This window comes from Streptomyces sp. NPDC001880 (assembly GCF_053594575.1).
The window spans coordinates 97,597-124,411 of record NZ_JBSFET010000006.1 but is presented as its reverse complement, the minus strand read 5'-3'; the positions used below and the strand labels follow the sequence as shown (position 1 = coordinate 124,411).

At 69.9% G+C, this 26,815-nt stretch carries 20 protein-coding genes; 6 read left to right on the top strand and 14 right to left on the bottom strand.

The window, feature by feature from the left end; translation table 11 throughout:
* Nucleotides 1-251 precede the first annotated feature (251 nt).
* The 5 genes from ACWCQ6_RS05910 to ACWCQ6_RS05890 all read right to left on the bottom strand — a co-directional run bounded on the left by ACWCQ6_RS05910 (nt 252) and on the right by ACWCQ6_RS05890 (nt 6,884).
* On the bottom strand, nt 252-1,766 hold the full coding sequence (locus ACWCQ6_RS05910) for a DUF7059 domain-containing protein (RefSeq protein ID WP_451085822.1): 1,515 nt from the start codon (nt 1,764-1,766) through the stop codon (nt 252-254).
* A 52-nt stretch (nt 1,767-1,818) separates the two neighbouring features.
* A complete protein-coding gene (locus tag ACWCQ6_RS05905) occupies nt 1,819-2,430 on the bottom strand; it encodes a small secreted protein (RefSeq protein ID WP_451085820.1) in 612 nt (203 codons plus the stop codon).
* A gap of 325 nt (nt 2,431-2,755) precedes the next feature.
* The gene (locus ACWCQ6_RS05900; protein ID WP_451085818.1) at nt 2,756-5,206 is read right to left on the bottom strand and encodes a sodium-translocating pyrophosphatase; all 2,451 of its coding nucleotides are present in this window, start codon (nt 5,204-5,206) and stop codon (nt 2,756-2,758) included.
* Between the two features lie 344 nt (nt 5,207-5,550).
* Complete coding sequence (locus tag ACWCQ6_RS05895) at nt 5,551-6,033, bottom strand: ATP-binding protein (protein WP_451085816.1); 483 nt, start codon at nt 6,031-6,033, stop codon at nt 5,551-5,553.
* Between the two features lie 497 nt (nt 6,034-6,530).
* A complete protein-coding gene (locus tag ACWCQ6_RS05890; protein WP_003967428.1) occupies nt 6,531-6,884 on the bottom strand; it encodes an STAS domain-containing protein in 354 nt (117 codons plus the stop codon).
* A gap of 78 nt (nt 6,885-6,962) precedes the next feature.
* Here ACWCQ6_RS05890 and ACWCQ6_RS05885 point away from each other — a divergent pair, with 78 nt between their 5' ends.
* On the top strand, nt 6,963-9,452 hold the full coding sequence (locus tag ACWCQ6_RS05885) for a DEAD/DEAH box helicase (RefSeq protein WP_451085814.1): 2,490 nt from the start codon (nt 6,963-6,965) through the stop codon (nt 9,450-9,452).
* On the opposite strand, the gene ACWCQ6_RS05880 is transcribed toward ACWCQ6_RS05885, so the two are convergent.
* The 7 genes from ACWCQ6_RS05880 to ssd are packed head-to-tail and all read right to left on the bottom strand — an operon-like array spanning nt 9,382 to nt 14,523.
* Nucleotides 9,382-9,978 (bottom strand): Rv3654c family TadE-like protein, encoded by a 597-nt coding sequence (locus ACWCQ6_RS05880; protein ID WP_451085812.1) that lies wholly within the window; start codon nt 9,976-9,978, stop codon nt 9,382-9,384. The two genes, ACWCQ6_RS05885 and ACWCQ6_RS05880, sit on opposite strands and share 71 nt — an antisense overlap.
* Nucleotides 9,975-10,373 (bottom strand): TadE family type IV pilus minor pilin, encoded by a 399-nt coding sequence (locus ACWCQ6_RS05875; RefSeq protein WP_451085810.1) that lies wholly within the window; start codon nt 10,371-10,373, stop codon nt 9,975-9,977. Before ACWCQ6_RS05875 ends, ACWCQ6_RS05880 begins: the two co-directional genes overlap by 4 nt.
* Nucleotides 10,360-10,560, bottom strand: a complete 201-nt coding sequence (locus ACWCQ6_RS05870; RefSeq protein WP_451085808.1) for a DUF4244 domain-containing protein — start codon at nt 10,558-10,560, stop codon at nt 10,360-10,362. The genes ACWCQ6_RS05875 and ACWCQ6_RS05870 overlap by 14 nt, the downstream gene beginning before the upstream one ends.
* 57 nt (nt 10,561-10,617) lie before the next feature.
* Entirely contained in the window at nt 10,618-11,442 is an 825-nt protein-coding gene (locus ACWCQ6_RS05865; protein WP_451085806.1) for a type II secretion system F family protein, read from the bottom strand.
* Entirely contained in the window at nt 11,439-12,320 is an 882-nt protein-coding gene (locus ACWCQ6_RS05860; RefSeq protein WP_451085804.1) for a type II secretion system F family protein, read from the bottom strand. Before ACWCQ6_RS05860 ends, ACWCQ6_RS05865 begins: the two co-directional genes overlap by 4 nt.
* Nucleotides 12,317-13,465, bottom strand: coding sequence for a TadA family conjugal transfer-associated ATPase (locus ACWCQ6_RS05855; RefSeq protein WP_451085802.1), 1,149 nt, complete (start codon nt 13,463-13,465; stop codon nt 12,317-12,319). The genes ACWCQ6_RS05860 and ACWCQ6_RS05855 overlap by 4 nt, the downstream gene beginning before the upstream one ends.
* Nucleotides 13,462-14,523, bottom strand: a complete 1,062-nt coding sequence (gene ssd, locus ACWCQ6_RS05850) for a septum site-determining protein Ssd (RefSeq protein WP_451085911.1) — start codon at nt 14,521-14,523, stop codon at nt 13,462-13,464. The genes ACWCQ6_RS05855 and ssd overlap by 4 nt, the downstream gene beginning before the upstream one ends.
* Before the next feature lie 564 nt (nt 14,524-15,087).
* On the opposite strand from ssd, the gene ACWCQ6_RS05845 reads away from it, so the two are divergent.
* Nucleotides 15,088-15,927 (top strand): HAD family hydrolase, encoded by an 840-nt coding sequence (locus tag ACWCQ6_RS05845; RefSeq protein ID WP_451085800.1) that lies wholly within the window; start codon nt 15,088-15,090, stop codon nt 15,925-15,927.
* Nucleotides 15,928-16,438: 511 nt separating this feature from the next.
* On the opposite strand, the gene ACWCQ6_RS05840 is transcribed toward ACWCQ6_RS05845, so the two are convergent.
* Entirely contained in the window at nt 16,439-17,263 is an 825-nt protein-coding gene (locus ACWCQ6_RS05840; RefSeq protein ID WP_451085798.1) for an oxidoreductase, read from the bottom strand.
* A gap of 102 nt (nt 17,264-17,365) precedes the next feature.
* On the opposite strand from ACWCQ6_RS05840, the gene ACWCQ6_RS05835 reads away from it, so the two are divergent.
* Complete coding sequence (locus ACWCQ6_RS05835; RefSeq protein WP_451085796.1) at nt 17,366-18,361, top strand: ATP-binding protein; 996 nt, start codon at nt 17,366-17,368, stop codon at nt 18,359-18,361.
* Nucleotides 18,362-18,465: 104 nt separating this feature from the next.
* Here the strand turns inward: ACWCQ6_RS05835 and ACWCQ6_RS05830 are convergent, their stop codons facing one another.
* A complete protein-coding gene (locus tag ACWCQ6_RS05830) occupies nt 18,466-19,809 on the bottom strand; it encodes a hypothetical protein (RefSeq protein ID WP_451085909.1) in 1,344 nt (447 codons plus the stop codon).
* A 390-nt stretch (nt 19,810-20,199) separates the two neighbouring features.
* On the opposite strand from ACWCQ6_RS05830, the gene ACWCQ6_RS05825 reads away from it, so the two are divergent.
* From ACWCQ6_RS05825 to nhaA, 3 genes are all read left to right on the top strand, one after another.
* The gene (locus ACWCQ6_RS05825) at nt 20,200-22,851 is read left to right on the top strand and encodes a SulP family inorganic anion transporter (RefSeq protein ID WP_451085794.1); all 2,652 of its coding nucleotides are present in this window, start codon (nt 20,200-20,202) and stop codon (nt 22,849-22,851) included.
* Nucleotides 22,852-23,045: 194 nt separating this feature from the next.
* A complete protein-coding gene (gene acs / locus ACWCQ6_RS05820; RefSeq protein ID WP_451085792.1) occupies nt 23,046-25,043 on the top strand; it encodes an acetate--CoA ligase in 1,998 nt (665 codons plus the stop codon).
* A 321-nt stretch (nt 25,044-25,364) separates the two neighbouring features.
* Nucleotides 25,365-26,780 carry a Na+/H+ antiporter NhaA gene (nhaA, locus tag ACWCQ6_RS05815; protein WP_451085790.1) on the top strand — a complete coding sequence of 472 codons (1,416 nt, stop codon included), beginning with the start codon at nt 25,365-25,367 and terminating at the stop codon, nt 26,778-26,780.
* Nucleotides 26,781-26,815: the final 35 nt, after the last annotated feature.

Sequence of the window (26,815 nt, the reverse complement as noted above, 5' to 3'; positions counted from 1 at the left end):
CGGATATGGGGCGAGCGGACGGGCGGGCGCCCGGGCCAAGGGCTGTCCCGAGCGCCGTCCGGACCCCTCGCCCGCGCGTCATCCGGAATCCGCGGCCCCGTCCACGCACCGGTCGGCGACGAGCCGGAAGCCGCTGATCGCAGCGCTCCTTCGTTACGCACGGCAGTACGCGCCCGCAAGGGAGCGGAGCCCGGGAGAACCGGCAGCACGACCGGCGCACCACCGGCCCTGCCCGACCGGCCCGGCGCCGATCAGCTCGCCGGAGGAACCGGTTCCAGGAAGCCCTCCTCGACCAGCAGCCGGATCGCCTGCGGGGTCCGGTCACGCAGCAGCACCGGGTCCTCGTTCATCAACTGGGCGATCGCGTCCAGAATCCGGCCCGCGGGCAGTGACCCGTCGCACACGCCCGCGAAGCCCGCGCCGACGGCGTCGACCTTCGTCGCGCGCCGCATGCCCCGGTGCTGACGGAGCACCACGTGCTCCGGGTCCTCCGCGCCCGGCAGGCCGACCTGCTCCTGGACGACCTCGGCGGCCAGGGTGAAGTGCCCGGCCAGGAGCGCCGCGTCGTCCTGCTCGCGGAGGTAGTCCTGACGGGCGAAATGGGCCTCGACGGCCGGGCCGAGCGGCTGCTCCACCGCGTGCGGCCACTCCTCGATCACGACGGACGGATTGCCGGCGGCGGCTGCGGCGGACTTGCGCAGGGTGATCCAGCCGAAGCCGACGCCCTTGGTCTTGCGGGCCTCGAACTCGTCCAGCCAGGCGTCGTACCGCGCGGCGTACTCGGCGGGGTCCGTGCGGTGGTCGCCGCTGTCGCGCAGCCACAGCTCGGCGTACTGCGTGACGTCCTGGACCTCTCGCTGCACGATCCAGGCGTCGCAGCCGTACGGAATCCAGGAACTCAGCCGGCTCTGCCACTCCTCGCCCTCGACGTGCTGCCAGTTGGCGAGGAAGTGGGCGTATCCGCCCTCGTTCAGCCGGTCACCTGTCTGCTGCACCAGAGTCCGGCACAGGTCGTCGCCGCCCATGCCGCCGTCGCGGTAGGTGAGACGGGCGCCGGGCGAGATGACGAACGGGGGATTGGAAACGATCAGGTCGTACGTCTCGGCGCCGACCGGTTCGTACAGCGATCCCTGGTGCAGTTCGGCCGGGGCGGCGCCGGACAGCGCGAGCGTCAGCCGGGTGAAGCCCAGCGCACGCGGGTTGAGGTCGGTGGCCGTGACCCGGGTGGCGTGCTGCGAGGCGTGCAGCGCCTGGATGCCGGAGCCCGTACCGATGTCGAGCGCGGAGGCGACAGACGTACGGACGGTGATCCCGGCGAGCGTGGTGGACGCCCCGCCGACCCCCAGGACCACGCCCTCCTCGCGCGAACCGATGCCGCCCGCGCCGCCCACCGCACAGCCCAGGTCGGAGACGATGTACCAGTCCTGTCCCTCGGGCCCGCTGTACGGCCGTACGTCGACCGTGGCCCGCACCTCGTCGTCGACGTGGGTGACCCAGCCGTCCTCGACGCACTCGGCCAGCGGGAGCGCGGCGCGGGCCCGCTCGTACGGCACGGGGTGCTGGAGCAGGAAGAGCCGCACCAGCGTGTCGAGCGGGGAGTCGCCCCGGGTGGCGCGCAGCGCCGGGACCGTCTCGCTGCGGGCGAGCGCGGCGTAGGCGGGCGCACCGAGCAGGTCGAGGAGCCCATCGGCGGTGAAGGCGGCGGCAAGCAGGGCTTCGCGGAGCCGGGGCGAACGGTCGGGCACGGGGAGACTGGTCGTACTCACCCACCCATTGTGGCCGCTCCCGCTGACAACCGCTGCTGCTGCCGCCGCCCGGTCACGACTTCTTGCTGGGCGAGGCGGAAGGCGCCGTGGACGGCGACGTGGTGGACTTCGGCGGCACCGAGGCCGTCGGCTTCTGGCAGCCCTTCTGCTTCGCCATCGCGGTGCCGACCTCGCCGGACTGAAGCTTCTTCAACGCCTCGTCACCACTGGTGCTGATCTTGTTCAGCTCGTCCGCGATGCCCTTGAGCCCGTCGGCGAACTTCGCCTGGTCCTTCGTTTCGAGGGCGTCGACCTTCTTCTGCAGGTTCGCGTACGCCGCGGAGGACGCTTCGAGCTCCTTCACGGCCTCCTTCTGCGTGGCCTCAGCGTCGTCGACCGGCGGCGGGCCCGCGGATTCGACCGCCGCACCCAGCGCCTTGTACGCCTCCGAGATCTGCTGGAAGGCGGCCGAGTCGGTCTTCTGGACATCGGCGGGCTTGCTGTTGTCGGCGGTCTGCTGCTGGATGGCGGCGTTGGCGTTCGCGATCTTCTGGAGCTGGGGCTGCACCTGGTCGCAGACCTTCTTGGCCCAGTCGTTCACCTTGTCGCTGTCGTCGCTGCAGCCCGACAGCGTAAGTACCAGTACCGCACCACCGGACAGCGCGGCCGCAAGCTTCTTGTTCACCGGATCGGTCCCTTCCAAGGCTCTCGGCCCCGGAACTTACACGGCGAGCGCCCTCCGTCCGGGTGCCGGGCGTCCGATGAGTTACCTTTTGCAGCCATTTGCACCAAGGGAAATGAGGGAGATACAACTCACCCACACAACCCCCGGAAGTCGGGAACATCTGAACGAGCAATCACGCGAACGGATGTCAGATCGGCGACAGGCCGGCAGTGGACCGGCGCGTCGGCCGAGATGCGACGGGACGGGCGGTGCATCAGACTGCGCCGCCCGCCCCGTCATTGGGCCGAGGCCGGCCATGCACCGGCAACCCGCCCCGGCCGCGGTGTCACGAAAGGGCCGCCTGGCCCGGCGACTTGGCCGGCCGGTCCCCCTCTCCGTCCCCGTCGCCGGGGTCTTCCCCGTCGCTCACGGCGATTCCGCGCCTCTTGGAGACGTAGACCGCGCCGACGATGACCGCGACGGCCAGCACCGCCACCACGGCGCGCACGCCGGCACTCGCGTCCTGCCCGTGGCTGAACTGCACCACCGCCGGGGCGATGAGCAGGGCGACCAGGTTCATCACCTTGAGCAGCGGGTTGATCGCCGGCCCCGCCGTGTCCTTGAACGGGTCACCGACCGTGTCGCCGATGACGGTCGCGGCATGGGCCTCGCTGCCCTTGCCGCCGTGATGACCGTCCTCGACGAGCTTCTTGGCGTTGTCCCACGCGCCACCCGAGTTGGCGAGGAATACCGCCATCAGGGTGCCGGTCCCGATGGCACCCGCGAGATAGGACCCGAGCGCTCCGACACCGAGCGTGAAGCCGACGGCGATGGGCGCCATGACAGCCAGCAGGCCGGGCGTGGCGAGCTCGCGCAGGGCGTCCTTGGTGCAGATGTCGACCACGCGCCCGTACTCCGGCTTCTCGCTGTGGTCCATGATCCCGGGGTGCTCGCGGAACTGCCGCCGCACCTCGTAGACCACGGCCCCGGCCGACCGCGACACCGCGTTGATGGCGAGACCGGAGAAGAGGAAGACGACCGCGGCACCGAGGATCAGGCCCACCAGGTTGTTGGGCTGCGAGATGTCCAGGCTGAGCGTCATCTCCCCGGCCTTGGCACCGACCTCGCCGACCGCCGTGGCGATCGCGTCGCGGTACGAACCGAAGAGCGCCGACGCCGCCAGGACGGCGGTGGCGATGGCGATGCCCTTGGTGATGGCCTTGGTGGTGTTGCCGACGGCGTCCAGGTCGGTGAGGACCTGCGCACCGGCGCCCGTGACATCACCGGACATCTCGGCGATGCCCTGCGCGTTGTCCGAGACCGGGCCGAAGGTGTCCATGGCGACGATGACACCGACAGTGGTGAGCAGCCCGGTCCCCGCCAGGGCCACCGCGAAGAGCGCCAGCATGATCGACGTACCGCCGAGCAGGAACGCCCCGTAGACGCCCAGGCCGATCAGCAGCGCCGTGTAGACGGCGGACTCCAGACCGATGGAGATACCGGCGAGTACGACGGTGGCCGGACCGGTCAACGAGGACTTGCCGATGTCCTTGACGGGACGCCGGCCGGTCTCGGTGAAGTAACCGGTCAGCTGCTGGATCAGGGCGGCCAGCACGATACCGATGGCCACGGCGACCAGGGCGAAGATCCGCGGGTCACCGCCGTGCGAGGTGATGGCGCCGTCGGTGACCCCGTCCAGATCCGCGTACGAGGACGGCAGATAGGCGAAGACACCCACGGCCACCAGCACCAGCGAGATCACCGCGGAGATGAAGAATCCGCGGTTGATGGCGGTCATACCGCTGCGGTCGGCGCGCCGCGGGGCGACCGCGAAGATCCCGATCATCGCGGTGATCACACCGATCGCCGGAACGATCAGCGGGAAGGCCAGCCCGGCGTCGCCGAAGGCGGCCTTGCCGAGGATGAGCGCGGCGACGAGCGTCACGGCATACGACTCGAAGAGGTCGGCCGCCATTCCGGCGCAGTCACCGACGTTGTCGCCCACGTTGTCGGCGATGGTGGCCGCGTTGCGCGGGTCGTCCTCGGGGATGCCCTGCTCGACCTTGCCGACGAGGTCGGCGCCGACGTCCGCCGCCTTGGTGAAGATGCCACCGCCGACCCTCATGAACATGGCGATCAGCGCGGCACCGAGGCCGAAGCCCTCCAGCACCTTCGGGGCGTCGGCAGCGTAGACGAGCACGACACAGGACGCGCCGAGCAAGCCGAGGCCCACAGTGATCATGCCGACCACGCCACCGGTACGAAAAGCGATCTTCATCGCTTTGTGCGAAACAGCGGTGAGATCTTTTTCCGGCTCACCGTCTGCCGGAGTCGCCTCACGCGCAGCAGCGGCCACACGGACATTACTGCGTACCGCGAGCCGCATCCCGATGTATCCGGTGGTCGCCGAGAAAAGCGCACCCACCAGGAAGAACAACGAACGGCCGACGCGTTGCGACCAGTTGTCGGCCGGCAGCAGCAGAAGCAGGAAGAAGACCACAGCGGCAAAGATGCCGACGGTGCGCAACTGCCGAGCCAGATAGGCATTCGCGCCTTCCTGTACGGCTGCCGCGATCTCCTTCATGCGGTCGGTGCCCTCGCCGGCCGCCAGCACCTGGCGCACCAGCAGTCTGGCGACGATCAGGGCGGCGACGGCGACGACCGCGATGACGATCACGATGACGCGATTGTCATCGGTGAGAACCGCGGCCGCCAGAGAAGCGGATCGGCCGGAAGGTGCGGAAAATGCGGAATCTTGTGCGGGTCCTGCCAGTGGGGTGTTGAAGAACTCCGCCATACGTCCTCCTTGACGCTCAGCGCTCAAGACGTGGACGGATTGTAGGGAGCGGAAGCCGATCAAAACAGTGTGCCATAAATGCAATTGACCTTCACCAGCCGATCGGCAAATGATCGAAGCCCCGGATCAACCCGAATGCAGTAATGGGGCAGGCGCATTTTCCGCAGATCAACGATCCCACATAAATGATCACACATAAATGAATAAGGCCCTGCTCGGCAGGGCCTCAAAAGGCGGATCAAGAAACGGATCGGGGAAGGAACCCCGGGTGCCTGGGGCGCCCGCGACGCCCGGGGCACCTCGCAGGAGCCTTCAGAAGGGCAAGGGGTGCCCGGGGAGCATCGTCACGGCAGCACTGTCGCGGGCGTCTTCGGCCAGCTCATACGGATCACTCCGCCATTGGCTCCCGATCTGACTTCCACATCGTCGACGAGGCCACTGATGACCGCGAGGCCCATCTCGTCCTCGCCGTCCGCGTCACTTTCGTGATCCGGCTCATCGAGCCCCGCGCCGGGCGTGGCGCCGCGTGTCGCGGAGGCCACGGCCGGTCCACCGAGAGCGGGATCGTCCCCCGGTCCGGGGACCTCGTCGCCGACCTCGGCGGAGAAGGACTTCTCCTCCTCGATCAGGGCGACGGAGACGGGAGCGGTGATGCCATGGCTGCGGTGCAGCCCGACTGCACGGCTGCAGGCCTCACCGACTGCGAGTCTGACCTCGTCGAGCACGGCTTCGTCGACCCCTGCCCGGCGCGCCACGGCGGCCGCCACGAGGCGGGCCGTCCTGACGTGTTCGGGCTGGGCGCTGAAGCGGAGTTCAACGGTGGTCATGCGATCCCCCTCAGACGTACGGGCGTGCATCCCAGGGGCCCGGGCACGCTGCCCGGTGTCCCTGCTGTCTTTTTCTCTTCTTCCGGGCCGACGGCTCGTCTTTCGTAGCCGTTCGCCGCGCGTGTCCGTTTGCCGCGCGTGTCCCGCCGGAAAAACCGACCGGAGCCGACTTGGTCGACGGACGGCACGGCCCTCGAACGGCAGAGCGACGGACCACTGGCCGGCTGCCGAACGGCTCGTCGGCCGACTGGCCGACGTTCCGTCCAACTCCGGCCGGCCCGGTTGTCCAGCCGCTCGGGGCGCCGGACATCCGGCTCCCAGGCCTCCGATCGCCCGGCCGGTCCACTGTTCCGACCGGCCGATCGGCGTACCTCACGGCATGCCAGCCAGGTACGGCCACGCGTCGCACCTGCCGCCCTGCGGGCAGCGGGTGCGCCGGGCTGCGACCGAACCGGCCTTCGGCCGATCCGACCGGCGGACCGGCCTTGGGCCGACCGTCAGTCGGTGGCCGCGACGGCCTCGTCGACCGTGGTGTGAATGGGGAACACCTTGGTCAGACCAGTGATCCGGAAGATCTTGAGAATGCGCTCCTGGTTGCAGACCAGGCGCAGCGAGCCCTCATGGGCCCGGACACGCTTCAGGCCGCCCACGAGCACGCCGAGGCCGGTCGAGTCGAGGAAGTCCACGCCTTCCATGTCGACAACCAGGTGGTAGCTGCCGTCATTCACCAACTCGACCAACTGCTCGCGCAGCTTGGGCGCGGTATACACATCAATCTCGCCACCGACCTCGACGACCGTACGGTCGCCACCAGGGCCGGACACATTGCGAGTCGACAAGGACAGGTCCACGGATCCTCCAGCACCTTGCTATCGAGCGGTCGCCCCTCAGTCTCCCCGGCGGAGCCAGGGAACGGATCGCCAGCCGCGATGGCATTCAATCACTTACCAGCAGCCATGCACGACGCCTTGGGACCATTGTCCGTCATGCCAGTGACACACTCGGTGCCGATGGCCAAGAATCACCGCCCCAGTCGACCACCCGGGAACAGCGAGTCCAGCCCCTCTCCCGCCATGGTCCTCGACCGGCTCGCCGCAGTGGCGGGCCGGTCCGCGCGCATCACTCATACGGAGCACATGCCCCCGCGCGCGGGAACCCATGCCATTTGGCCTGATCGCATCCGGCCGGAAGTCGTCGCCGCGATCCAGAAGGCCGGAATCGGCCATCCGTGGGTGCACCAGGCGGCCGCCGCCGAGCACGCGCTGGACGGCGAGTCCGTGGTCATCGCCACCGGCACGGCGTCCGGCAAGTCGCTCGCCTACCTCGCCCCGGTCCTCAGCGCCCTGCTCGACGGCTCCGAGGCCCCGAACGGCCGCGGCGCCACCGCCCTGTACCTGGCACCCACCAAGGCCCTGGCCGCCGATCAGAGGCGTGCCGTGAAGCAGCTCGCCGCTCCGCTCGGCAGCGCCGTCCGGCCCGCGGTCTACGACGGCGACACCCCGGTCGAGGAACGCGAGTGGGTGCGTCAGTACGCCAACTACGTCCTGACCAACCCCGACATGCTGCACCGCGGGATACTCCCGTCCCACCCCCGCTGGTCCTCCTTCCTGCGCGCCCTGCGCTACGTCGTCATCGACGAGTGCCACACCTACCGCGGTGTCTTCGGCTCCCACGTCGCCCAGGTGGTACGCCGCCTCCGCCGCCTGTGCGCCCGTTACGGCGCCGATCCGGTCTTTCTCCTCGCCTCCGCCACCGCGGCGGAACCCTCCGTCGCGGCCGGCCGTCTCACCGGTCTCCCGGTCAAGGAGGTCGCCGACGACTCCTCGCCCCGGGGCGAGCTGGTCTTCGCGCTGTGGGAGCCGCCCCTGACCGATCTGCACGGCGAGAAGGGCGCCCCGGTCCGGCGCACCGCCACCGCCGAGACCGCCGACCTCCTCACCGATCTCACCGTCCAGGGCGTCCGCTCGGTCGCCTTCGTACGTTCCCGGCGCGGTGCCGAGCTGATCTCCGTCATCGCCAAGGAGCGCCTTGCCGAGGTGGACCGCTCCCTGCCGGCCCGGGTCGCCGCCTACCGCGGGGGCTACCTGCCCGAGGAACGCCGCGCCCTGGAGCGCGCCCTGCACTCCGGGCAACTGCTCGGACTGGCCGCCACCACCGCCCTCGAACTCGGCATCGATGTCTCCGGCCTGGATGCCGTCGTCATCGCCGGCTACCCCGGCACCAGGGCGTCGCTGTGGCAGCAGGCGGGCCGCGCCGGGCGCTCCGGCCAGGGTGCACTGGCCGTCCTGGTGGCCCGCGACGACCCGCTGGACACCTTCCTCGTCCACCATCCCGAGGCGCTGTTCCAGCAGCCCGTGGAGTCGACCGTCCTCGACCCGGACAATCCATACGTCCTCGCCCCTCATCTGTGCGCCGCCGCCGCCGAGCTCCCCCTCACCGATCCGGACCAGGAGCTCTTCGGCCCGGCCATGGCCGAACTGCTGCCGCAGCTGGAAGCCGCGAAACTGCTGCGCAAGCGGCCATCGGGCTGGCACTGGACCCGCCGCGAGCGCGCCGCCGATCTCACCGACATCCGTGGCGAGGGCGGCCGCCCCGTCCAGATCGTCGAGGAGGGCACCGGCCGGCTGCTGGGCACCGTCGACGAGGCGGCCGCGCACACCGCCGTCCACGAGGGCGCCGTCCACCTGCATCAGGGCCGCACCTACCTGGTCCGGAGGCTGGATCTGGAGGACTCGGTGGCCCTGGTCGAGGAGGCCGTCCCGCCGTACTCGACCACCGCACGCGACACCACCTCCATCGCCGTGCTGGAGACCGACACCGAGATCCCGTGGGGGGACGGGCGCCTCTGCTACGGCTCGGTGGAGGTCACCAGCCAGGTCGTCTCCTTCCTGCGTCGCAGGCTGATCAGCGGTGAGGTCCTCGGCGAGACCAAGCTGGACCTGCCGCCCCGCACCCTGCGCACCCGCGCCGTCTGGTGGACGGTCACCGAGGACCAGCTCGACGCCGCCCGCATCAACCCGGAGATCCTGGGCGGCACCCTGCACGCCGCGGAGCACGCGTCGATCGGGATGCTGCCGCTCTTCGCCACCTGCGACCGGTGGGACATCGGCGGCGTCTCCGTGCCGTTGCACCCGGACACCCTGCTGCCCACGGTCTTCGTGTACGACGGCCACCCGGGCGGTGCCGGGTTCGCCGAGCGTGCCTTCCACACCGCCCGTGCGTGGCTGACCGCCACCCGCCAGGCCATCGCGTCCTGCGAATGCGAGGCGGGCTGCCCGTCCTGCGTCCAGTCCCCCAAGTGCGGCAACGGCAACGAACCACTGCACAAGCGCGGTGCCGTGCGCCTCCTCACCGAACTCCTGCGCTCTGCGCCTGAGGCAGCCGGGGATCCCGGCCCGGCGGATCCGCCGGAGGCGTAGGAGGCCGGGGCTGGAGAGGCCCAGTCGCAGGCGGCCCGGACACAGGAGGCCGGAGCTGGAGAGGCCCAGTCGCAGGCGGCCCGGACACGCCAGGCCGGGGCACAGGTGCCGGCCCGGGAGGACCGGGAAGAGCCTCCGGAGGGCCGGCCCTGGACCTGACCGCCGGTTCGTACGGACCGAAACTCACCCGGGCCGTCACATCGGCGACCTCCCCACTCACCGCACACCGGACCACCACAGCCCCCTGCGCCGCGGCCACCTTCCCGGCGGCCCCGCATGCCGCCCCAGGGCCTTGCAGGGCCCGGTCGGCGGCCGCCAGGGCTGCCAGGTCCGCCGCACCGCCCGCCCGGTGCCGAACAACCACCACCTGCCCGAGGGCCAGCACAACCGCGAACACCGCGCACAACGTGGCCGTGGTCATCGCTGCCCACACCGTGGCCAGGCCCCTGTCCCCGTCCCCCGGCCCACCGCTCCCGCGCAGGCGAGCAAGGGCGGCAGTACGCCACTTCCGGTGCGCCCCGGTCATTGCGTCACCCCCACCGTGTCCTCGGCCAGTGCCGCCGCCTCCGCGTGAAGCTTCAAGGCCAGTGGTCCCGGCCCCGGCATCGACGCCGCCACCCGTACCCGCCACAGCTCCCCGGTCCGTTCCATCGCGACTTCGGCCCCGCCGGGTGCCGCCGAACGGGCGGCCTCCAGCACCTGCGCCTCCGGCTCGGAACGGGCCGCCGCTCTCGCCCCTGCCCTCGCCGCGTCCACACACCGGATCTGGGCGGAGGCGGCCATCAGCGCCCACACCAACGTCAGGGCGAACACCACCAGCACCGGAATCGCCATGGCCGCTTCCGCTGTCACCGCGCCCTGATCCCCTCGGGCCCCGGCTCCCCCGCTTCCCCCATTTCTCCCGCGCTCAGAACTTCGCATCGAGCGCGTCTTTCAACAGTGACTGCAGCGCGGACATGACCGGCTGGCTGGTGACCACCTTGTAGAGCACCGCCGCGAATGCACAGGCCGCGATCGTCCCCACCGCGTATTCGGAAGTCGTCATTCCGTTGTCCGAGCGGACTCGGCCTGCCATGCCACGCACCCAGTCCTTGATTCGCCGTACCATTCCAACCCCCGCGGAATTCCTAATTCATACTGAATGGTTTTACTCATACTTTTTCGGTTACCCGATGCGAAGCAGTCCGGTCGCCAGACCGACCACCACCGGTGCCACCCCGACCATCAGGAATGCGGGCAGAAAACAGAGTCCGACGGGGGCAGTGACCGCCACCCCTGCCCGCTGGGCGCGCGCCACGGCCGCACTCGCACGCTCCGCCCGCATCGCCTCGGCCAGCCGCGCCACCGGCTCCGCCGCCGGGGCTCCCGTCGCCCCGGCCCGGTCCAGGCAGCGGGCCAGCGCGCTGGCACCCGGTATCTCCCCGAACCGCCCCCAGGCTGCCGCAGGTTCACCACCGAGACGGATCTCCGCGGCCGTCCGCGCCAGACGCACGCCGACCGGTCCGCCGAGCGACTCCCCCACCGCCTCTGCCGCCTCCCGGGGCCCGGCCCCGGCCGAGATGCAGGCCGCCAACAGATCGGCCGCCAGCGGGAGCTGACGTGCGGCCTCCGCCATCTCCGCCTGCCCGAGCCCCGGTTCGGGTCTGCGTCGGGCCCGCTGCCACCTCCAGGCGCCGTACGCCGCCGCCAGCCCCGTCGCGCACCCCGGCAGGCCGCCGACCAGGACCCAGCTCGCCGCCACAGCACCCACCGATGCGATCCACTCCTTCGCCCGGACACCGGTTGCCGGGTGCCCAAGGCCCTGCCCACAGCCGCGCCTCTGCCCCCGCCGACGCTTCTGGACGCCGATCTCCAGCAGCATCGCGCCCCGGCGACGCACGGTCCGCCTCCGCCGTACTCCCGCCAGGGCAAAGGCCGTACCGGCGACCACGCTCAGCACCGTGCACACTGCCGCCACCCGGTGGACGGCTTCGCCGGTGACCCCGCTCATGCCGCCTCCCCCGCCCGTACGATCCGGCCGGCCCAGTACAGCCCGGCCGCCTCCAGCAGTCCGCCCGTCGCCAGGCAGACCAGCCCGGCCGGCGTGTGCAGCAGCACCCTCAACGGGTCGGCCCCGAGCGCCGCCCCCAGCCCCAGGCCCAGCACCGGGAGCAGAGCCAGTACGGCCACCGTCGACCAGGCGCCCGCCAACTGGGCCCGCAACTCCTCCCGTCTGCGCCGCTCAGCCCGCAACGCGCCCTCCAGGCGGTCCAGCCCCGCCGCGAGCCCGGCCCCGCCGTCGGCCGCCACCCGCCAGCAGGCCGCCACCCCGGCGAGCCCGTCCAGGCCCGGCTCCCGTGCCGCCTGCCGGAGCGCCCCCGGCACATCGCCACCGAATCGCGCCGCTGCAGACACACCAGCCTCCGCCGCCCCCATCACCCCGGTGCCGCGGACGGCGACGAGCAGCGCCTGGCCCGGTTCGTGTCCGGCCCGCAACTCACCCACGACGGCACCGCACAGCGCCACCACCCCGGCAGCCCGGCGTTCCCGCTCCTTGCCCTGGGCGCTCCTCCGCAGCCACCGCCGCACCAGCGGCACCGCCACCGCCCCGGCCAACAGGGGCAGCACCGACTCCCCCAACGCAGCGACGAGCACCGCCACCGGGAGGCAGAGCCACTCCCGCCGCTCCCACACTCGCTCCCGCACCCGCGCCCCGGCCCGTTCCCAGCGGACACGCAGCGGCGACCGATCCACCTCGTCGACAAACAGCACCCGGGCCCTCCGTCGCCCGTGGTCCTGCGCCGCCATCAGCCAGGCCGCCGCCCCGACACACAGGACCACCGCGCAGCTCACGCCCGCCGACAACCCCGTCGGCGCACCCCCGGTCACAGCGCACCCCCGATCAGTGATCGCAGCCGCTCCCAGCCCCGTTCCCGCACGAATCCTTCGGCGCCCCAGCGCAGCGCGGGCACGGTCACCACCAGCCCTGCCGCGTCCCGCTCCAGGACCTGCACCTCGGCGATGCGCCGCTGTCCGGCCCGGTCCCGCACGAGATGGACCACCACCGACAGCGCGGCCGCCAACTGGCTGTGCAGCGCCGTCCGGTCCAGCCCCGCCGCCGTCCCCAGCGCCTCCAGACGGGCCGGTACATGCTCGGCCGCATTGGCGTGAACCGTCCCGCACCCGCCTTCGTGGCCGGTGTTCAGCGCGGCCAGGAGCTCAGTGACCTCGGCGCCGCGCACCTCCCCGACCACCAGCCGATCGGGCCGCATCCGCAGCGCCTGCCGCACCAGGTCCCGGAGCGTCACCCGGCCCGCCCCCTCCTGGTTGGCGGGGCGCGACTCCAGGCGCACCACATGGGGATGGTCCGGCCGCAGCTCCGCTGAGTCCTCGGCGAGCACGATCCGCTCGCGCTTCCCGACCGCACCCAGCAGACTCGACAGAAGAGTCGTCTTGCCGGCACCCGTCCCCCCGCTGATCAGGTACGAGACCCGGGCCTCCACCAGGGCCCGCAGCACCCGGTCACCACCGGGCGGCACCGTCCCCGCCGCAACCAGCTCCGTCAGCGAGAAGGCCCTGGGCCGCACGACCCGCAGCGACAGACACGTCGAGCCGACGGACACCGGCGGCAACACAGCATGCATGCGGGTGCCGTCCGGGAGCCTCGCGTCCACCCAGGGGCGGGCGTCGTCCAGCCGTCTCCCCGCCACGGCGGCCAGCCGCTGTGCCAGCCTGCGCACCGCGGCGGCGTCCGCGAAGGTCACCCCGGTGAGTTCGAGGCCGCCGCCCCGGTCCACCCACACCCGGTCCGGCGCGGAGACCAGCACATCCGTCACCATCGGATCGGCGAGCAGCGGCTCCAGCACCCCGGTCCCGACCAGCTCGCCACGCAACTCATCGGCTGCACCCAGCACTTCGGTGTCTCCGAGCAGCCGCCCCTGGGCCCGCAGCGCGGCCGCCACCCCGGCCGGGGTCGGTGCCGTGCCGCTCTGCGCGAGCCGCTGCCGTACGGCATCGAGCAGCGTCTCCGTCATGACGCACCTCCACCGGCGCGTGCCCCCACACCCTCCGGTGCGAGTGCCCGCTCCCAGAACGCTGCGCAGAACCTGCCCAGCGGACCGCGCGCACTGCCACCCGGCGGCGTGCCACCGTCCTCGGCGACCGAAAGCCCGGCGTCGAGCGGGAGTTCACCGGCAAGCGGCAGCCCCAGCGCCTCTGCCACCCACCGTTCGTCGAGGCCCGCCGCGTACGGCCCGCGGGACACCACCCGCAGATCGTCCAGGACCATCCCGGCCATCGACGCCACACGCTTCGCCGCCGCGACCGCGCGAAGCTCTCCCGGGACCACCAACAACCCGAGATCCAGTTGTGCGAGCGCCTCGGCCACCGATTCGTCGACCCGGCGCGGCAGATCGACGACCACCACCCCGCCGAGCCTGCGTGCGGCAGCCAGCACAGCCCGTATGGCCTGCGGCGGGATGACCACCCAGTCGTCGCGGCCCCAGCTGAGCACCCGCAGCCCGTGGAGCGCCGGAAGTGATTCCTCCAGCGCGCCTCCGCCGACCCGCCCCTTGGAATGGGCGAAATCCGGCCATCGCATCCCCTCGGCCCTTTCACCGCCGAGCAGCACGTCGATGCCGCCGCCGAGCGGATCGCCGTCGATCAGCATGGTCCGCTGTCCTGCCCTGGCCGCGGTCACCGCGAGGGCGCAGGCCAGCGTGGACGCGCCGGAGCCGCCCCGGCCGCCGATCACACCCACGGTGAGCGCCGGCCGGCCCACGCCTTCCGACGCATTGGCGATCTGATCGACGAGCCAGCTCTCCGAATCAGGCAGCCTCAGCACATATTCGGCCCCGATCTCCACAGCGTGGCGCCAGACGTCCGGGGCGTCCTGATCCCGGCCGACGAGCATCACGCCCCGCCTGCGCACCGCCCCCCGACATCTCTGGGCGGCATCGTCGCCCACCAGAACCATGGGGGCCTGCTCCCAACTGCCTCTGTTTTCGGGCAGCGAGTGATGAACTTCCGGTTCCGCTCCAGCGGCCGCACACAGCCGCAGCAGATCGTCGAGCAGTTCCACATCCTCGGTCACGATCAGCGGTCCGCCCCGCGCTCCGGCGGCCGGCAGAGGATCCCGTGCGATGAGCTCGGCCACGATCTCCGCCCCCTTCTCACTGCACCTTCATCGCGGATCGCGTTGATCCCGGAGCGTTCCGGGACCAGCGATTCCACACCCCGCGGACTTCGCGGCTGGAATCACCGTGCAGCGCTTCGGAAAATCGCGTGGATCTTGCTCGAAAACTGTGGACAACCCCAACGTTGTGGATATCTCCGTAGCTCAAACCGGCGACTTCCGGAGCGCACCTCTTTCGCTACGCACCGTGACGAGCCAAGGTGAGGGGAGACGGAGCGAGAAGCGGGCCGTCACGGCCGAAATGGAGGCAGAATGCTTGGTTCCGAGCGGCAGAAACGCGTCCGGACATGCGACGACCCCCGCCGGGGGGGAGAGCGGGGGTCGTCCCCACGGCCGACTCGGGGGGGGGAGGAGCCGGACCGGGTTAGCACGGTCGCGAACGATCCGTGACTTCCATGGTGTACCCGAGCGCCTTCTCAGGCAAACCCACGCGCCAGAGTTTACGCCGAATGGCGTCCCCCTATGCTCTGCCTTGTGGAAAACCGCTTCTTGCCGCGCACAGCCGCCTTCTTCGACCTGGACAAGACGGTCATTGCGAAGTCTTCGACGCTGACCTTCAGCAAGTCCTTCTACCAAGGCGGACTGATCAACCGCCGCGCTGTACTGCGCACTGCGTACGCACAGTTCGTGTTCCTTGCCGGGGGCGCAGATCACGATCAGATGGAGCGGATGCGGGAATATCTCTCCGCACTCTGCAGAGGCTGGAACGTCCAGCAAGTGAAGGAAATCGTCGCCGAGACCCTTCACGATCTGATCGACCCCATCATCTACGACGAAGCCGCAACACTCATTGAAGAGCATCACACCGCCGGACGCGATGTGGTGATCGTTTCGACCTCGGGCGCCGAGGTCGTCGAACCGATCGGCGAGCTGCTCGGCGCCGACCGGGTCGTCGCCACCCGAATGGTCGTCGGCGACGACGGCTGCTTCACCGGCGAGGTCGAGTACTACGCATACGGGCCGACCAAGGCCGAGGCGATCAGGTCCCTCGCGGTATCGGAGGGGTACGACCTCTCACGCTGCTATGCGTACAGCGACTCCGCCACGGATGTACCGATGCTGGAGTCGGTCGGCCATCCGCACGCGGTCAATCCAGATCGCGCGCTGCGGCGCGAGGCGACCCTCCGCGAGTGGCCGATTCTCGTCTTCAACCGCCCGGTCCGGCTCAAGCAGCGACTGCCCGCGCTCTCGCTGCCGCCGCGACCGGCGCTCGTCGCGGCGGCAGCGGTGGGCGCGGCCGCCGTCACGGCAGGCCTGGTCTGGTACACCTCCCGCCGCCGCGCCGCCACGACCTCCGCCTGACACACACCCCGGACGGAGGCTCGGCGTACACCGAAACGGCCGGCACCGAATTATCCAACTCGCCCGTAATTGAACCCAAAAGTAAAGAAGTGGGGCCAGCACTACCGCTCACCCCGGCTCTGGAGTACAAATGACTCAACGGCCCGCGAGACCAAGGACATCCGAGAGGATTACCTGTAACGCAGAGACGGCCCCACGGACCGAGCATGAAAACCGAGCACCCACGCGACGTCGACCCGTCGAATACGGGCCAGCCACACCAGGGAAACGGGCAAAGCATCCCGACCTGATGGGCATATATCGAGGACGCATGGTAACTGGGTAGACATGCCAGCGGCGGTACCGAGGACGGTACCGCCGCAACCCTTTTGCTGGGCAATGAAGTCGACGCGGTGAAGACAATTCGGCGAAGTTACCGCAATGAAGTTACTTCGGTGGATTTATCTCTACGCACAGCTCGACGCACGTCGCGGCACTCGGCGCGACACGCACACGGCGCGGCCGTCGCCCGTTACGCGGCTCCGCGCTGCAGTGCCTCGCACACCGCCGTCGACTCCCTGACACCCAGCTCCACGGAGCGTCCGCAGTGCGCGATCCAGGCCGCCATCCCCTCCGGCATTCCCGACAGATAGCCCTCGAACGCCGCGATGTACGCCGCCCGCCCTTGTTCAGCGTGGCCGACCTCGGCGGGGCAGATCGATTTGGGGTCGAGCCCGCTCCCGATCAGCACGATCCGCTCGGCGGTCCGAGCCACGAGGCCGTTGTACGAGCCGAAGGGGCGCAGGGCCAGCAGTTCGCCGTGTACGACCGCCGCCGCAACCAGCGCGGGCGCCGAAGTGCCCGAGAGAATCAGCCCGGAGAGCCCCTCCAACCGCCCGGCCACCTCGTCGGCATCCGGCAGCGGCGCCTCGACCAGCGGCTCGTCCACGTGCTCACCCGCCAGCCTCGGCCGGCCGACGGCGTCGTCGGGTGCCGCCCCGCCGGCCGCGACCAGATGCAGCCGTGCCAGCACCCGCAACGGTGACTGCCGCCAGATGGAGAGCAGTTGACCCGCTTCGGCGGTCAGCCGCAGGGCTGCCCCGACCACCTGCGCCTCGTCGTCACCACTGAAGTCGCTGCGCCGGCGCACCTCCTCCAGATTCCAGTCGGCGCCGGACAGCGCCGCCGATCCGCGGGCGCCGCGCAGCGCCGCTTCCGCGGTGACCTCATTGCTGCGGCGCCGCATGACGCGGTGACCGTAGACCCGGTCGACGGCCTTGCGTACGGAGTCCACCGCGTCGGCGACGCCCGGCAGGGTGCCGAGGACGGCGAGCGGATCAGAGGCAGTCGTACTCATAGGTAACGAGGCTACGCGCCTCCTGCGCCGATGCCGCTCAGGAGTGGCCTTCTTCACGAAGTGCGACAGCGGACCGCGATCACACCACTACCCTAGGTGAACATGAAGATCGCTTTCGTAGGGAAGGGCGGCAGCGGCAAGACGACGCTGTCCTCGCTCTTCATCCGCCACCTCGCCGCCAATGAAGCCCATGTCGTCGCGGTGGACGCCGACATCAACCAGCACCTCGGGGCCGCGCTCGGCCTCGACGACCAGGAGGCCGCCGCGCTGCCCGCCATGGGGGCGCACCTGCCTCTGATCAAGGAGTATCTACGCGGCAGCAATCCCCGTATCGCCTCCAGCGAGACGATGATCAAGACGACTCCGCCCGGCGAAGGCTCCCGGCTGCTGCGGATCCGCGAGGACAACCCGATCTACGACGCGTGTGCCCGTGCGGTCCGGCTCGACGACGGGGAGATCCGGCTGATGGCCACCGGGCCGTTCACCGAGTCGGACCTGGGCGTGGCCTGCTACCACTCCAAGGTCGGCGCGGTCGAACTCTGCCTCAACCATCTCGTCGACGGCCCCGACGACTATGTCGTCGTCGACATGACGGCGGGTTCGGACTCCTTCGCCTCAGGGATGTTCACCCGCTTCGACATGACGTTCCTGGTCGCGGAGCCGACCCGGAAGGGCGTCTCGGTCTATCGCCAGTACATGGAGTACGCGCGGGACTTCGGTGTCGCACTGAAGGTCATCGGCAACAAGGTGCAAGGTGAGGACGATCTGGAGTTCCTGCGCGCCGAGGTGGGCGACGACCTGCTGGTCGCTGTCGGGCACTCCGACTGGGTACGGGCGATGGAGAAGGGCCGCCCCGCTCGCTTCGAGCTGCTGGAGGCGGACAACCGGATGGCTCTGCAGGCGCTGCAGAACGCCACGGAGGACTCGTACGAACAGCGGGACTGGGGCCGCTACACGCGGCAGATGGTGCACTTCCATCTGAAGAACGCGGAGAGCTGGGGCAACGAAAAGACGGGCGCAGATCTGGCCGCCCAGGTCGACCCCGCCTTCGTCCTCGACGAGCGGTACGCGCAGGACGGCGCCGCTCAGCCCGCCTGAGCCATTGGCACCCCCGTCGGCGGGATTGGCTCCTCCCCGTGGGAGCCGTTGCATCCCCCGGGCGCCGGACGGGATCGGTTCTCCGACCCGTCCGGCGCTCGACGCTACCGCCCGGCCCGTCCGGCACCTGGCACGCCGGGCGCAACCGAAGGCCGCACAGCTCTGCGGTCGTGCCCGGCGGTACCCCGGTCACGCGTGTCGGCCTCCGTCGCCCGGTCGGTCCCGGAGGTCCCCGTTCCGCCGAGGAACGCGGTCCATCCCTCCGCGGGTGCCTGGCCGACTTCGAGCGTGCCGAGCTTCGCCAGCGTCGTCGGATCCTGTGCGTCCAGCCAGTCGGCGAGCTGCCGGAAGGACACGCAGCGCACGTTCTTCTTCGTGCAGACCGTCGCGATGGTCTCCTCGACGGCGCGCATGTAGGCGCCGCCGTTCCAGGACTCGAAGTGGTTGCCGATGATCAGCGGGGCGCGGTTTCCGTCGTAGGAGCGGTCGAAGGCCTGGAGCAGGCCGTCGCGCATCTGGTTGCCCCAGTACTCGTGCCGGTCCGGGTCGCCCTGCGTCGTACCGGACTGGTTGAACATGAAGTTGTAGTCCATCGACAGGGTCTCGAACGCGCGTCCCGGCACGGGAACGAGCTGCATCGACAGGTCCCAGAGCCCGTCCTTCTTCTTCGGCCAGACCTGGTTGTTGACCCCACTGGAGTCGTAACGGAAGCCCATCGTCCGTGCTGCGGCCACCATGTTCTTCTGCCCCTCCAGGCAGGGGGTGCGGCCGCCGATGAGTTCCTTGTCGTAGTCGAAGGGGAGTGGCTTCTCCCCTTCGAGGCTGGGGGCGTTGGTCTTCCAGTTCTTCACGAAGGACTTGGCCTGGCTGATCTCGCTCTTCCACTGATCGACGGACCAGGTGCCGCCGCCCTCGGGACCGCAGAAGTGGCCGTTGAAGTGAGTGCCGATCTCGTCACCGTCCTCCCAGGCCCCGCGCACCTGGGTGATGGTGTTCCGGATTCCCTCGGTGTCGTTGAAGCCGATGTCGGAGCTGCCGGCGTTGTGCTTCGGCGGGTCGTAGAGCTCCGCCTTGTCCTCCGGCAGCATGTACACGCCGCTGAGGAAAAACGTCATGTTCGCGTGGTACTTCTCGCCGACCTCGCGGAAGTGCGAGAACAACTTCTGGCTGTCCTCGCCCGCGCCGTCCCACGAGAACACCACGAACTGCGGGGGCTTCTGGCCGGGCGCCAGTCGCTTGGCCGCGGGCTGGTTCGGCTGGTCGCCGGTGAAGGCGGTCGAGCCGTCACCGATGAGCCGGAAGACGCTCTTGGGCGCGGCTCCAGGGGCCTTCTTCCTGGCCCCTGCAGCGGGCTTCTTCGCTCCAGCGACCGGCTTCGCCGCTCCTGGACCGGCGGCCCCGCGGCCGGCATCGGAACCGGAGGAGCAGCCAGCCGCTCCCGCGGTCAGCGCGACGACCACGACCCCCAGGGCGACCCGCCCGGCGTTGGCCCTCTGCGCGGTGGCTCTCCTCGCAGCGGCTCTCTTCCCGGCGAGTCTCGTCGTGGCAGCCCTCACCCGCCCACCTCTTCCTTGCCGGTAATTTCCATTGAAGTGCCGATACCGCACGGTCAAGCTCGCACACAGTTCCGTCTGATCAGCACGACAGGCCGAATGAAAAGATGCTTATTCATCCAAATGAGTGACTAGATGGGCTATTTGACCTGAAGTATGGACGCAAATCTTTACTCTCCATTACGATCTATTTACTGAGAGTTGAGAAATCCCGCCGCTGCACGCTGTGACCCACGGCCGCGTCCTCACATTCCGCGACCGCACTGCCCCGGAGGAGACGGGAACATGTCCGCTTGCGTCCCCACTCGTCACAACCGCACATCCCGTAGTTCGCGCCCACCGCGCGCCACGGGAGTCAAGCGACCACACAGCCCGCCGCCACCACGCGGCGGACGATTCCGCATCACGGGCGCCGATCTGTCCGCATCGATCACGGTCTTCCTGCTCGCCGTCCCCATGTCGCTCGGCCTCGCCGTCGCCATGGACGCCCCGCTGGAAGCCGGCCTCATCTCCGCCGCGATCGGCGGCATCGTCGCCGGACTGCTCGGGGGCACGCCCCTCCAGGTCAGCGGCCCGTCTGCCGGACTGACCGTGGTCACCGCCGAGTTGATCCATACCTACGGCTGGCGCACCACCTGCGCGATCACCATCGGCGCCGGGCTTCTGCAGATCCTGCTGGGCTCGCTGCGGGCGGCGCGCAGCGCCCTCGTCGTCAGTCCCGCCATCGTCCACGGCACCCTCGCCGGCATCGGCGTGGCCATCGCGCTCGCCCAGCTGCACATCGTGCTCGGCGGTTCGCCGCAGAGTTCCGCCGTCGCCAACACCCTTGCACTTCCCGACCAGTTGGTCCGGGTGAGCCCGGCCGCGCCGCTCATCGGCGTGCTGACCATCGCGGTCCTGGTCCTGTGGCCGCGGATTCCGGGCCGGATCGGCAGCGGTGTACGACGGATTCCGGCCGCCCTCGCCGCAGTGGTGACCGCTACGGCGGTGGCCGCGATCGCCGCCCCCGGGATAGCCCGGGTCGATCTGCCATCCTGGCGCTCACACGCCCTGCCGGAGATGCCGCACGGCCCCGTACTCGCCCTGGCCACCGCCGTGTTCACGGTGATGCTGGTGGCCAGCCTGGAATCGCTGCTCGCCGCGATGGCCGTGGACAAGCTGTCGGCCTCGCCTTCGCACTCGGCCCCGGCCGCGGCATCGGCCACGCCGTCCGGCTCACCGGGCTCGGCCGCCTCACCCACGCTGCCGGCCAGACGCTCCGATCTCGACCGTGAGCTGCGCGCCCAGGGCATCGCCAACACCCTGTCCGGGCTGGTGGGCGGGCTGGCCGTGTCCGGCGGTGCGGTGCGCAGTTCGGCGAACGTACGCGCCGGGGCGACCGGGCGCGCCTCCACCGTGCTCCACGGCGTCTGGGTGCTGCTCGCCACCGGGCTGCTGGTCACGGCGCTGGAGTGGATCCCGTTGGCCGCGCTCGCCGCGCTGGTGATGATGGTCGGCATCAAGATGGTGAGCTTCGCCCACATCCGCAACGTCCACAAACACCGCGAAGTCCTGGTGTACGGGGCGACGATCACCGGCGTGATCCTCTTCGGCGTGCTGAAGGGCGTGGCGATCGGCATCGCAGTGGCGGTGGCGGTCGCCCTGCACCGGCTGGCCCGCACCCGGATCACGGTCACCGATCAGGGTGGACAGCATCTGGTCGTCGTACAGGGCCAGTTGACGTTCCTCGCAGTGCCTCGGCTCAGCCGCACGCTCGGCCAACTGCCCCAGGGCAGCGATGCCGTCGTCGAACTGGACGGCTTCTTCATGGACCATGCGGCGTACGAGGCGATCCAGGACTGGAGCACCGCCCAGACCGCGCACGGTGGCCGGGTCGTGTTCACCGGCAGGTCCGGCGGCCGGATCGCGGAGCCCGCCTCGGCGGCGCACTCCTGTTGCCGCCCCTGGACGCCCTGGCGCAACCACCACTGTCACGACGAGTCCGGCAGCACGCCCGAGGCCGGTCACTTCATCAGCCGCTCCGCCGAAGCCCACCCCGGAACCGACCACATCGAAACATTCCATATCGACACATCCCGCAACGCTCCCCCCAGCGCCCCCAACCCCGCTCGCTCCCTCGCGCCGGGACCTGCCCCGGACGCCGCCTCCGGCCCGGACCCCGCTGCCCACCGCTCCCCCGACCGGGCGGCCGGCCCGCACTCCGCGGCTGCCCGTCGACCCGGCGGCAATCGGCTGATCAGCGGCCTCAGTTCGTTCCAGCGCAACACCGCTCCACTGGTGCGCAACGAGCTGGCCCGGCTGGCCGCCGAAGGGCAGCGCCCCTCTCAGCTCTTCATCACCTGTGCGGACTCCCGCCTGGTCACCAGCATGATCACGGCAAGCGGTCCGGGCGACCTGTTCACCGTGCGGAACATCGGCAATCTGGTACCCCTGCCGAACGCCGAGTCGGGCGACGACTCGGTGGGCGCGGCAATCGAGTACGCGGTGGAGGTACTGAAGGTGGAGTCCATCACCGTATGCGGGCACTCCGGCTGCGGAGCGATGCAGGCACTGCTCGGCACCAGACCGGACCGGGGCACTGCGCCCACGTCCCTGTGGCGGTGGCTGAGACATGGGCTGCCGAGCCTGGAGCGAATGGCGTCCCGGCACCACGCCTGGGCCCGGATCTCCGGGCGACTGCCGACCGATGCGCTGGAGCAGCTCTGCCTCACCAATGTGGTTCAGCAACTGGACCATCTGCGGGCACACGAATCGGTGGCGCGGCGGCTCGCGGAAGGCACGCTCCGGCTGCACGGCATGTACTTCCATGTGGGCGAGGCGCAGGCCTATCTGCTGACCGAGGGGGCGAGCAGCGGGCTGGAGCTCGACGAGGTCTTCGACCGCGTGGGCCCCGGCGAACCCTCCGGTCCGGGCGAGTTGGAACGCAGTGGCGTCTGAACCACCTTTACCCCGGGTCCGTGAGAGCTTGTGGTCCTGCCTCCGCACTGCGGCGCATCACGTCGCCCCGCGCCCGCACCGCGTCAACCGCGTCGCGCCGCATGTGGATGTGGGACCGTGTCTCCGTACACGAGACACAGGTCTAAACCAGTTCCGGGCAGACACTTGTCACCCGGCCTTTGGCCTGATGAGCTATGCCCTGGGACACAACGGGCACCCTGGGAATGGGAGATGTCGTGAGCAACGAAAGCCTGGCCAATCTGCTCAAGGAGGAGCGGCGGTTCGCACCGCCTGCCGATCTGGCCGCCCACGCCAATGTCAAAGCGGAGGCGTACGAGCAGGCCAAGGCGGACCGGCTGGGCTTCTGGGCCGAGCAGGCCCGTCGCCTGACCTGGGCCACGGAGCCGACCGAGACGCTCGACTGGAGCAACCCGCCCTTCGCAAAGTGGTTCGCGGACGGCAGTCTCAACGTCGCGTACAACTGCGTGGACCGTCACGTCGAGGCCGGCAACGGCGACCGGGTCGCCATCCACTTCGAGGGCGAGCCCGGCGACAGCCGCGCCATCACCTACGCACAGCTCAAGGACGAGGTCTCCCGGGCCGCCAACGCGCTCATCGAGCTCGGTGTCGGCAAGGGCGACCGCGTCGCCGTCTATCTGCCGATGATCCCGGAGGCCGCCATCGCGATGCTGGCCTGCGCCCGCATCGGCGCCGCCCACTCTGTGGTCTTCGGCGGCTTCTCCGCCGACGCCATCGCCGCCCGTATCCAGGACGCGGACGCCAAGGTCGTCATCACCGCCGACGGCGGCTACCGCCGCGGCAAGCCGTCCGCGCTCAAGCCCGCCGTGGACGACGCCGTCTCCCGTATCGATGGCGTCGAACACGTCCTCGTGGTGCGGCGCACCGGCCAGGACACCGCATGGACCGAGGGCCGCGACATCTGGTGGCACGAGATCACCGGCCGCCAGTCCGCCGAGCACACCCCTGAGGCCTTCGAGGCGGAGCAGCCGCTCTTCATCCTCTACACCTCCGGCACGACGGGTAAGCCGAAGGGCATCCTGCACACCTCCGGCGGCTACCTGACGCAGGTCGCGTACACCCACAACGCGGTCTTCGACCTCAAGCCGGAGACCGATGTCTTCTGGTGCACTGCCGACATCGGCTGGGTGACCGGCCACTCGTACATCGTCTACGGCCCGCTGGCCAACGGTGCAACACAGGTTATGTACGAGGGCACGCCCGACTCCCCGCACCAGGGGCGTTTCTGGGAGATCGTCCAGAAGTACGGCGTCACGATCCTCTACACCGCGCCGACCGCGATCCGTACGTTCATGAAGTGGGGTGACGACATCCCCGCCAAGTTCGACCTGAGCAGTCTCCGGATCCTTGGTTCGGTCGGTGAGCCGATCAACCCCGAGGCGTGGATGTGGTACCGCAAGCACATCGGCGCCGACAAGTGCCCGATCGTTGACACCTGGTGGCAGACGGAGACCGGCGCGATGATGATCGCGCCGCTGCCGGGCGTGACGGAGACCAAGCCGGGGAGCGCCCAGCGCGCTCTGCCCGGTATCTCGGCCACGGTCATCGACGACGAGGCCAACGAGGTTCCGAACGGTGGGGGCGGCTACCTCGTCCTCACCGAGCCGTGGCCGTCGATGCTCCGCACCATCTGGGGCGACGACCAGCGCTTCATCGACACCTACTGGTCGCGATTCGAGGGCAAGTACTTCGCGGGTGACGGCGCCAAGAAGGACGAGGACGGCGACATCTGGCTGCTCGGCCGGGTCGACGACGTGATGCTCGTGTCCGGGCACAACATCTCGACCACCGAGGTCGAGTCGGCGCTCGTCTCGCACCCCTCGGTCGCCGAGGCAGCCGTGGTCGGTGCCGCCGACGAGACGACCGGACAGTCCATCGTCGCCTTCGTGATTCTGCGCGGTACGGCCGATGCCTCCGACGAACTCGTCGCAGAGCTGCGCAACCACGTCGGTGCCACGCTCGGCCCGATCGCCAAGCCGAAGCGGATCCTGCCGGTCGCCGAGCTGCCGAAGACCCGCTCGGGCAAGATCATGCGCCGTCTGCTGCGCGACGTCGCCGAGAACCGCGAGCTGGGGGATGTCACGACGCTGACCGACTCCTCGGTCATGGCGCTCATCCAGACCCAGCTGCCGTCCTCCCCCTCCGAAGACTGACCACAGTCTGCGAGCACTGACCACAGTCCGCAAGGACCGACCACGGCTGCGAGCACTGACCACAGTTCGCGAGGCCTGACCACGGCCTGCGAGGCCAGGCCACACCGAGTAGCAGTACGTCCCGAGGGGCATCCGGCAACGCGCCGGATGCCCCTCGGGGATTTAAGGTGAAGATCACCGGATACAGCCCTGCATGCCCCAGGTACAGTGGCAGCCGCGTCAATAAAGCAATAAGAAAACTCCACAGGGGTGCCGGGAAGTCTGGTCGGCAAGTGCATCTGCCATGCCATCGCTGCCGTACCGACCCGGAGGTCTTCGCTCGTGGCCGCGCCCACCCCCGCCCCCGCACCTCCTTCTCCCTCCCGCCGCACTTTTCTCGGGAGGCTTTCCCTCCCTGAGCGGAACTACCTCGCCGACGCCCTGCGCACCGAGACCGTCGGCGGCGTCATCCTGCTGGTCGCCGCGATAGCCGCCCTGGTGTGGGCGAACACCTTCGGCTCCAGTTACAGGTCCGTCAGCGACTTCCACTTCGGGCCGGAGTCGCTGGGGCTCAATCTCTCGGTGGCGCACTGGGCGGCGGACGGGCTGCTCGCGATCTTCTTCTTCGTCGCGGGCGTCGAGCTCAAGCGGGAGCTGGTCGCGGGCGAACTGCGCGACCCCAAGGCGGCTGCCCTCCCGGTCGTCGCCGCGCTGTGCGGAATGGCGGTTCCGGCCATCGTCTACACGCTGGTGAACGTGGTCGGCGGAGGTTCGACGGACGGCTGGGCCGTCCCCACCGCCACCGACATCGCCTTCGCGCTCGCCGTACTCGCGGTCATCGGCACCTCGCTGCCGAACGCGCTGCGTGCCTTCCTGCTGACCCTGGCCGTCGTCGACGACCTCTTCGCGATCCTGATCATCGCGGTCTTCTTCACCGAGCAGATCGACTTCATGGCGCTGATCGGCGCAGTCATCGGGCTGGCCGTCTTCTGGCTGCTGCTGCGCAGGAACGTGCACGGCTGGTACATCTACGTACCGCTCGCCCTGGTCATCTGGGGCCTGATGTACAACAGCGGCATTCACGCCACGATCGCCGGTGTCGCCATGGGCCTGATGCTGCGCTGCACCCGCCGGGAGGGCGAGACCCACTCGCCCGGCGAGCACATCGAGCACCTGGTCCGCCCGCTGTCGGCCGGTGTCGCCGTGCCGCTGTTCGCCCTCTTCTCGGCCGGTGTCTCCCTCTCCGGCGGCGCCCTGGCGGACGTCTTCACCCGGCCCGAGACGCTCGGTGTCGTCCTGGGCCTCGTCGTCGGCAAGAGCGTGGGAATCTTCGGCGGTACGTGGCTGGCCACCCGCTTCACCAAGGCGGAGCTGAACAAGGACCTGGCCTGGGCGGACGTCCTCGCGGTCGCCACGCTCGCCGGGATCGGCTTCACCGTCTCGCTGCTCATCGGTGAGCTGGCCTTCGTCGGCGACGAGGACATGATCAACGAAATCAAGGCCGCCGTGCTGATCGGTTCCCTGACGGCCGCCGCGGTCGCCTCCGTACTGCTCAAACTCCGGGTACGCAAATACCGGGCGCTGTACGAGGCGGAGGAGCTCGACGAGGACGAGGACGGGGTGCCCGACGTCTACGAGCAGGACGATCCGGAGTACCACCTGCGGATGGCCGCGATCCACGAGAAGAAGGCGGCCGAGCACCGCCGCCTTGCCCAACTGGCGGGGGCAGCGAGCAACGAGCCGGACAGTCCGGCATGATCGGACACCAGATGTGTTGAGCAGCAGAACAGGAG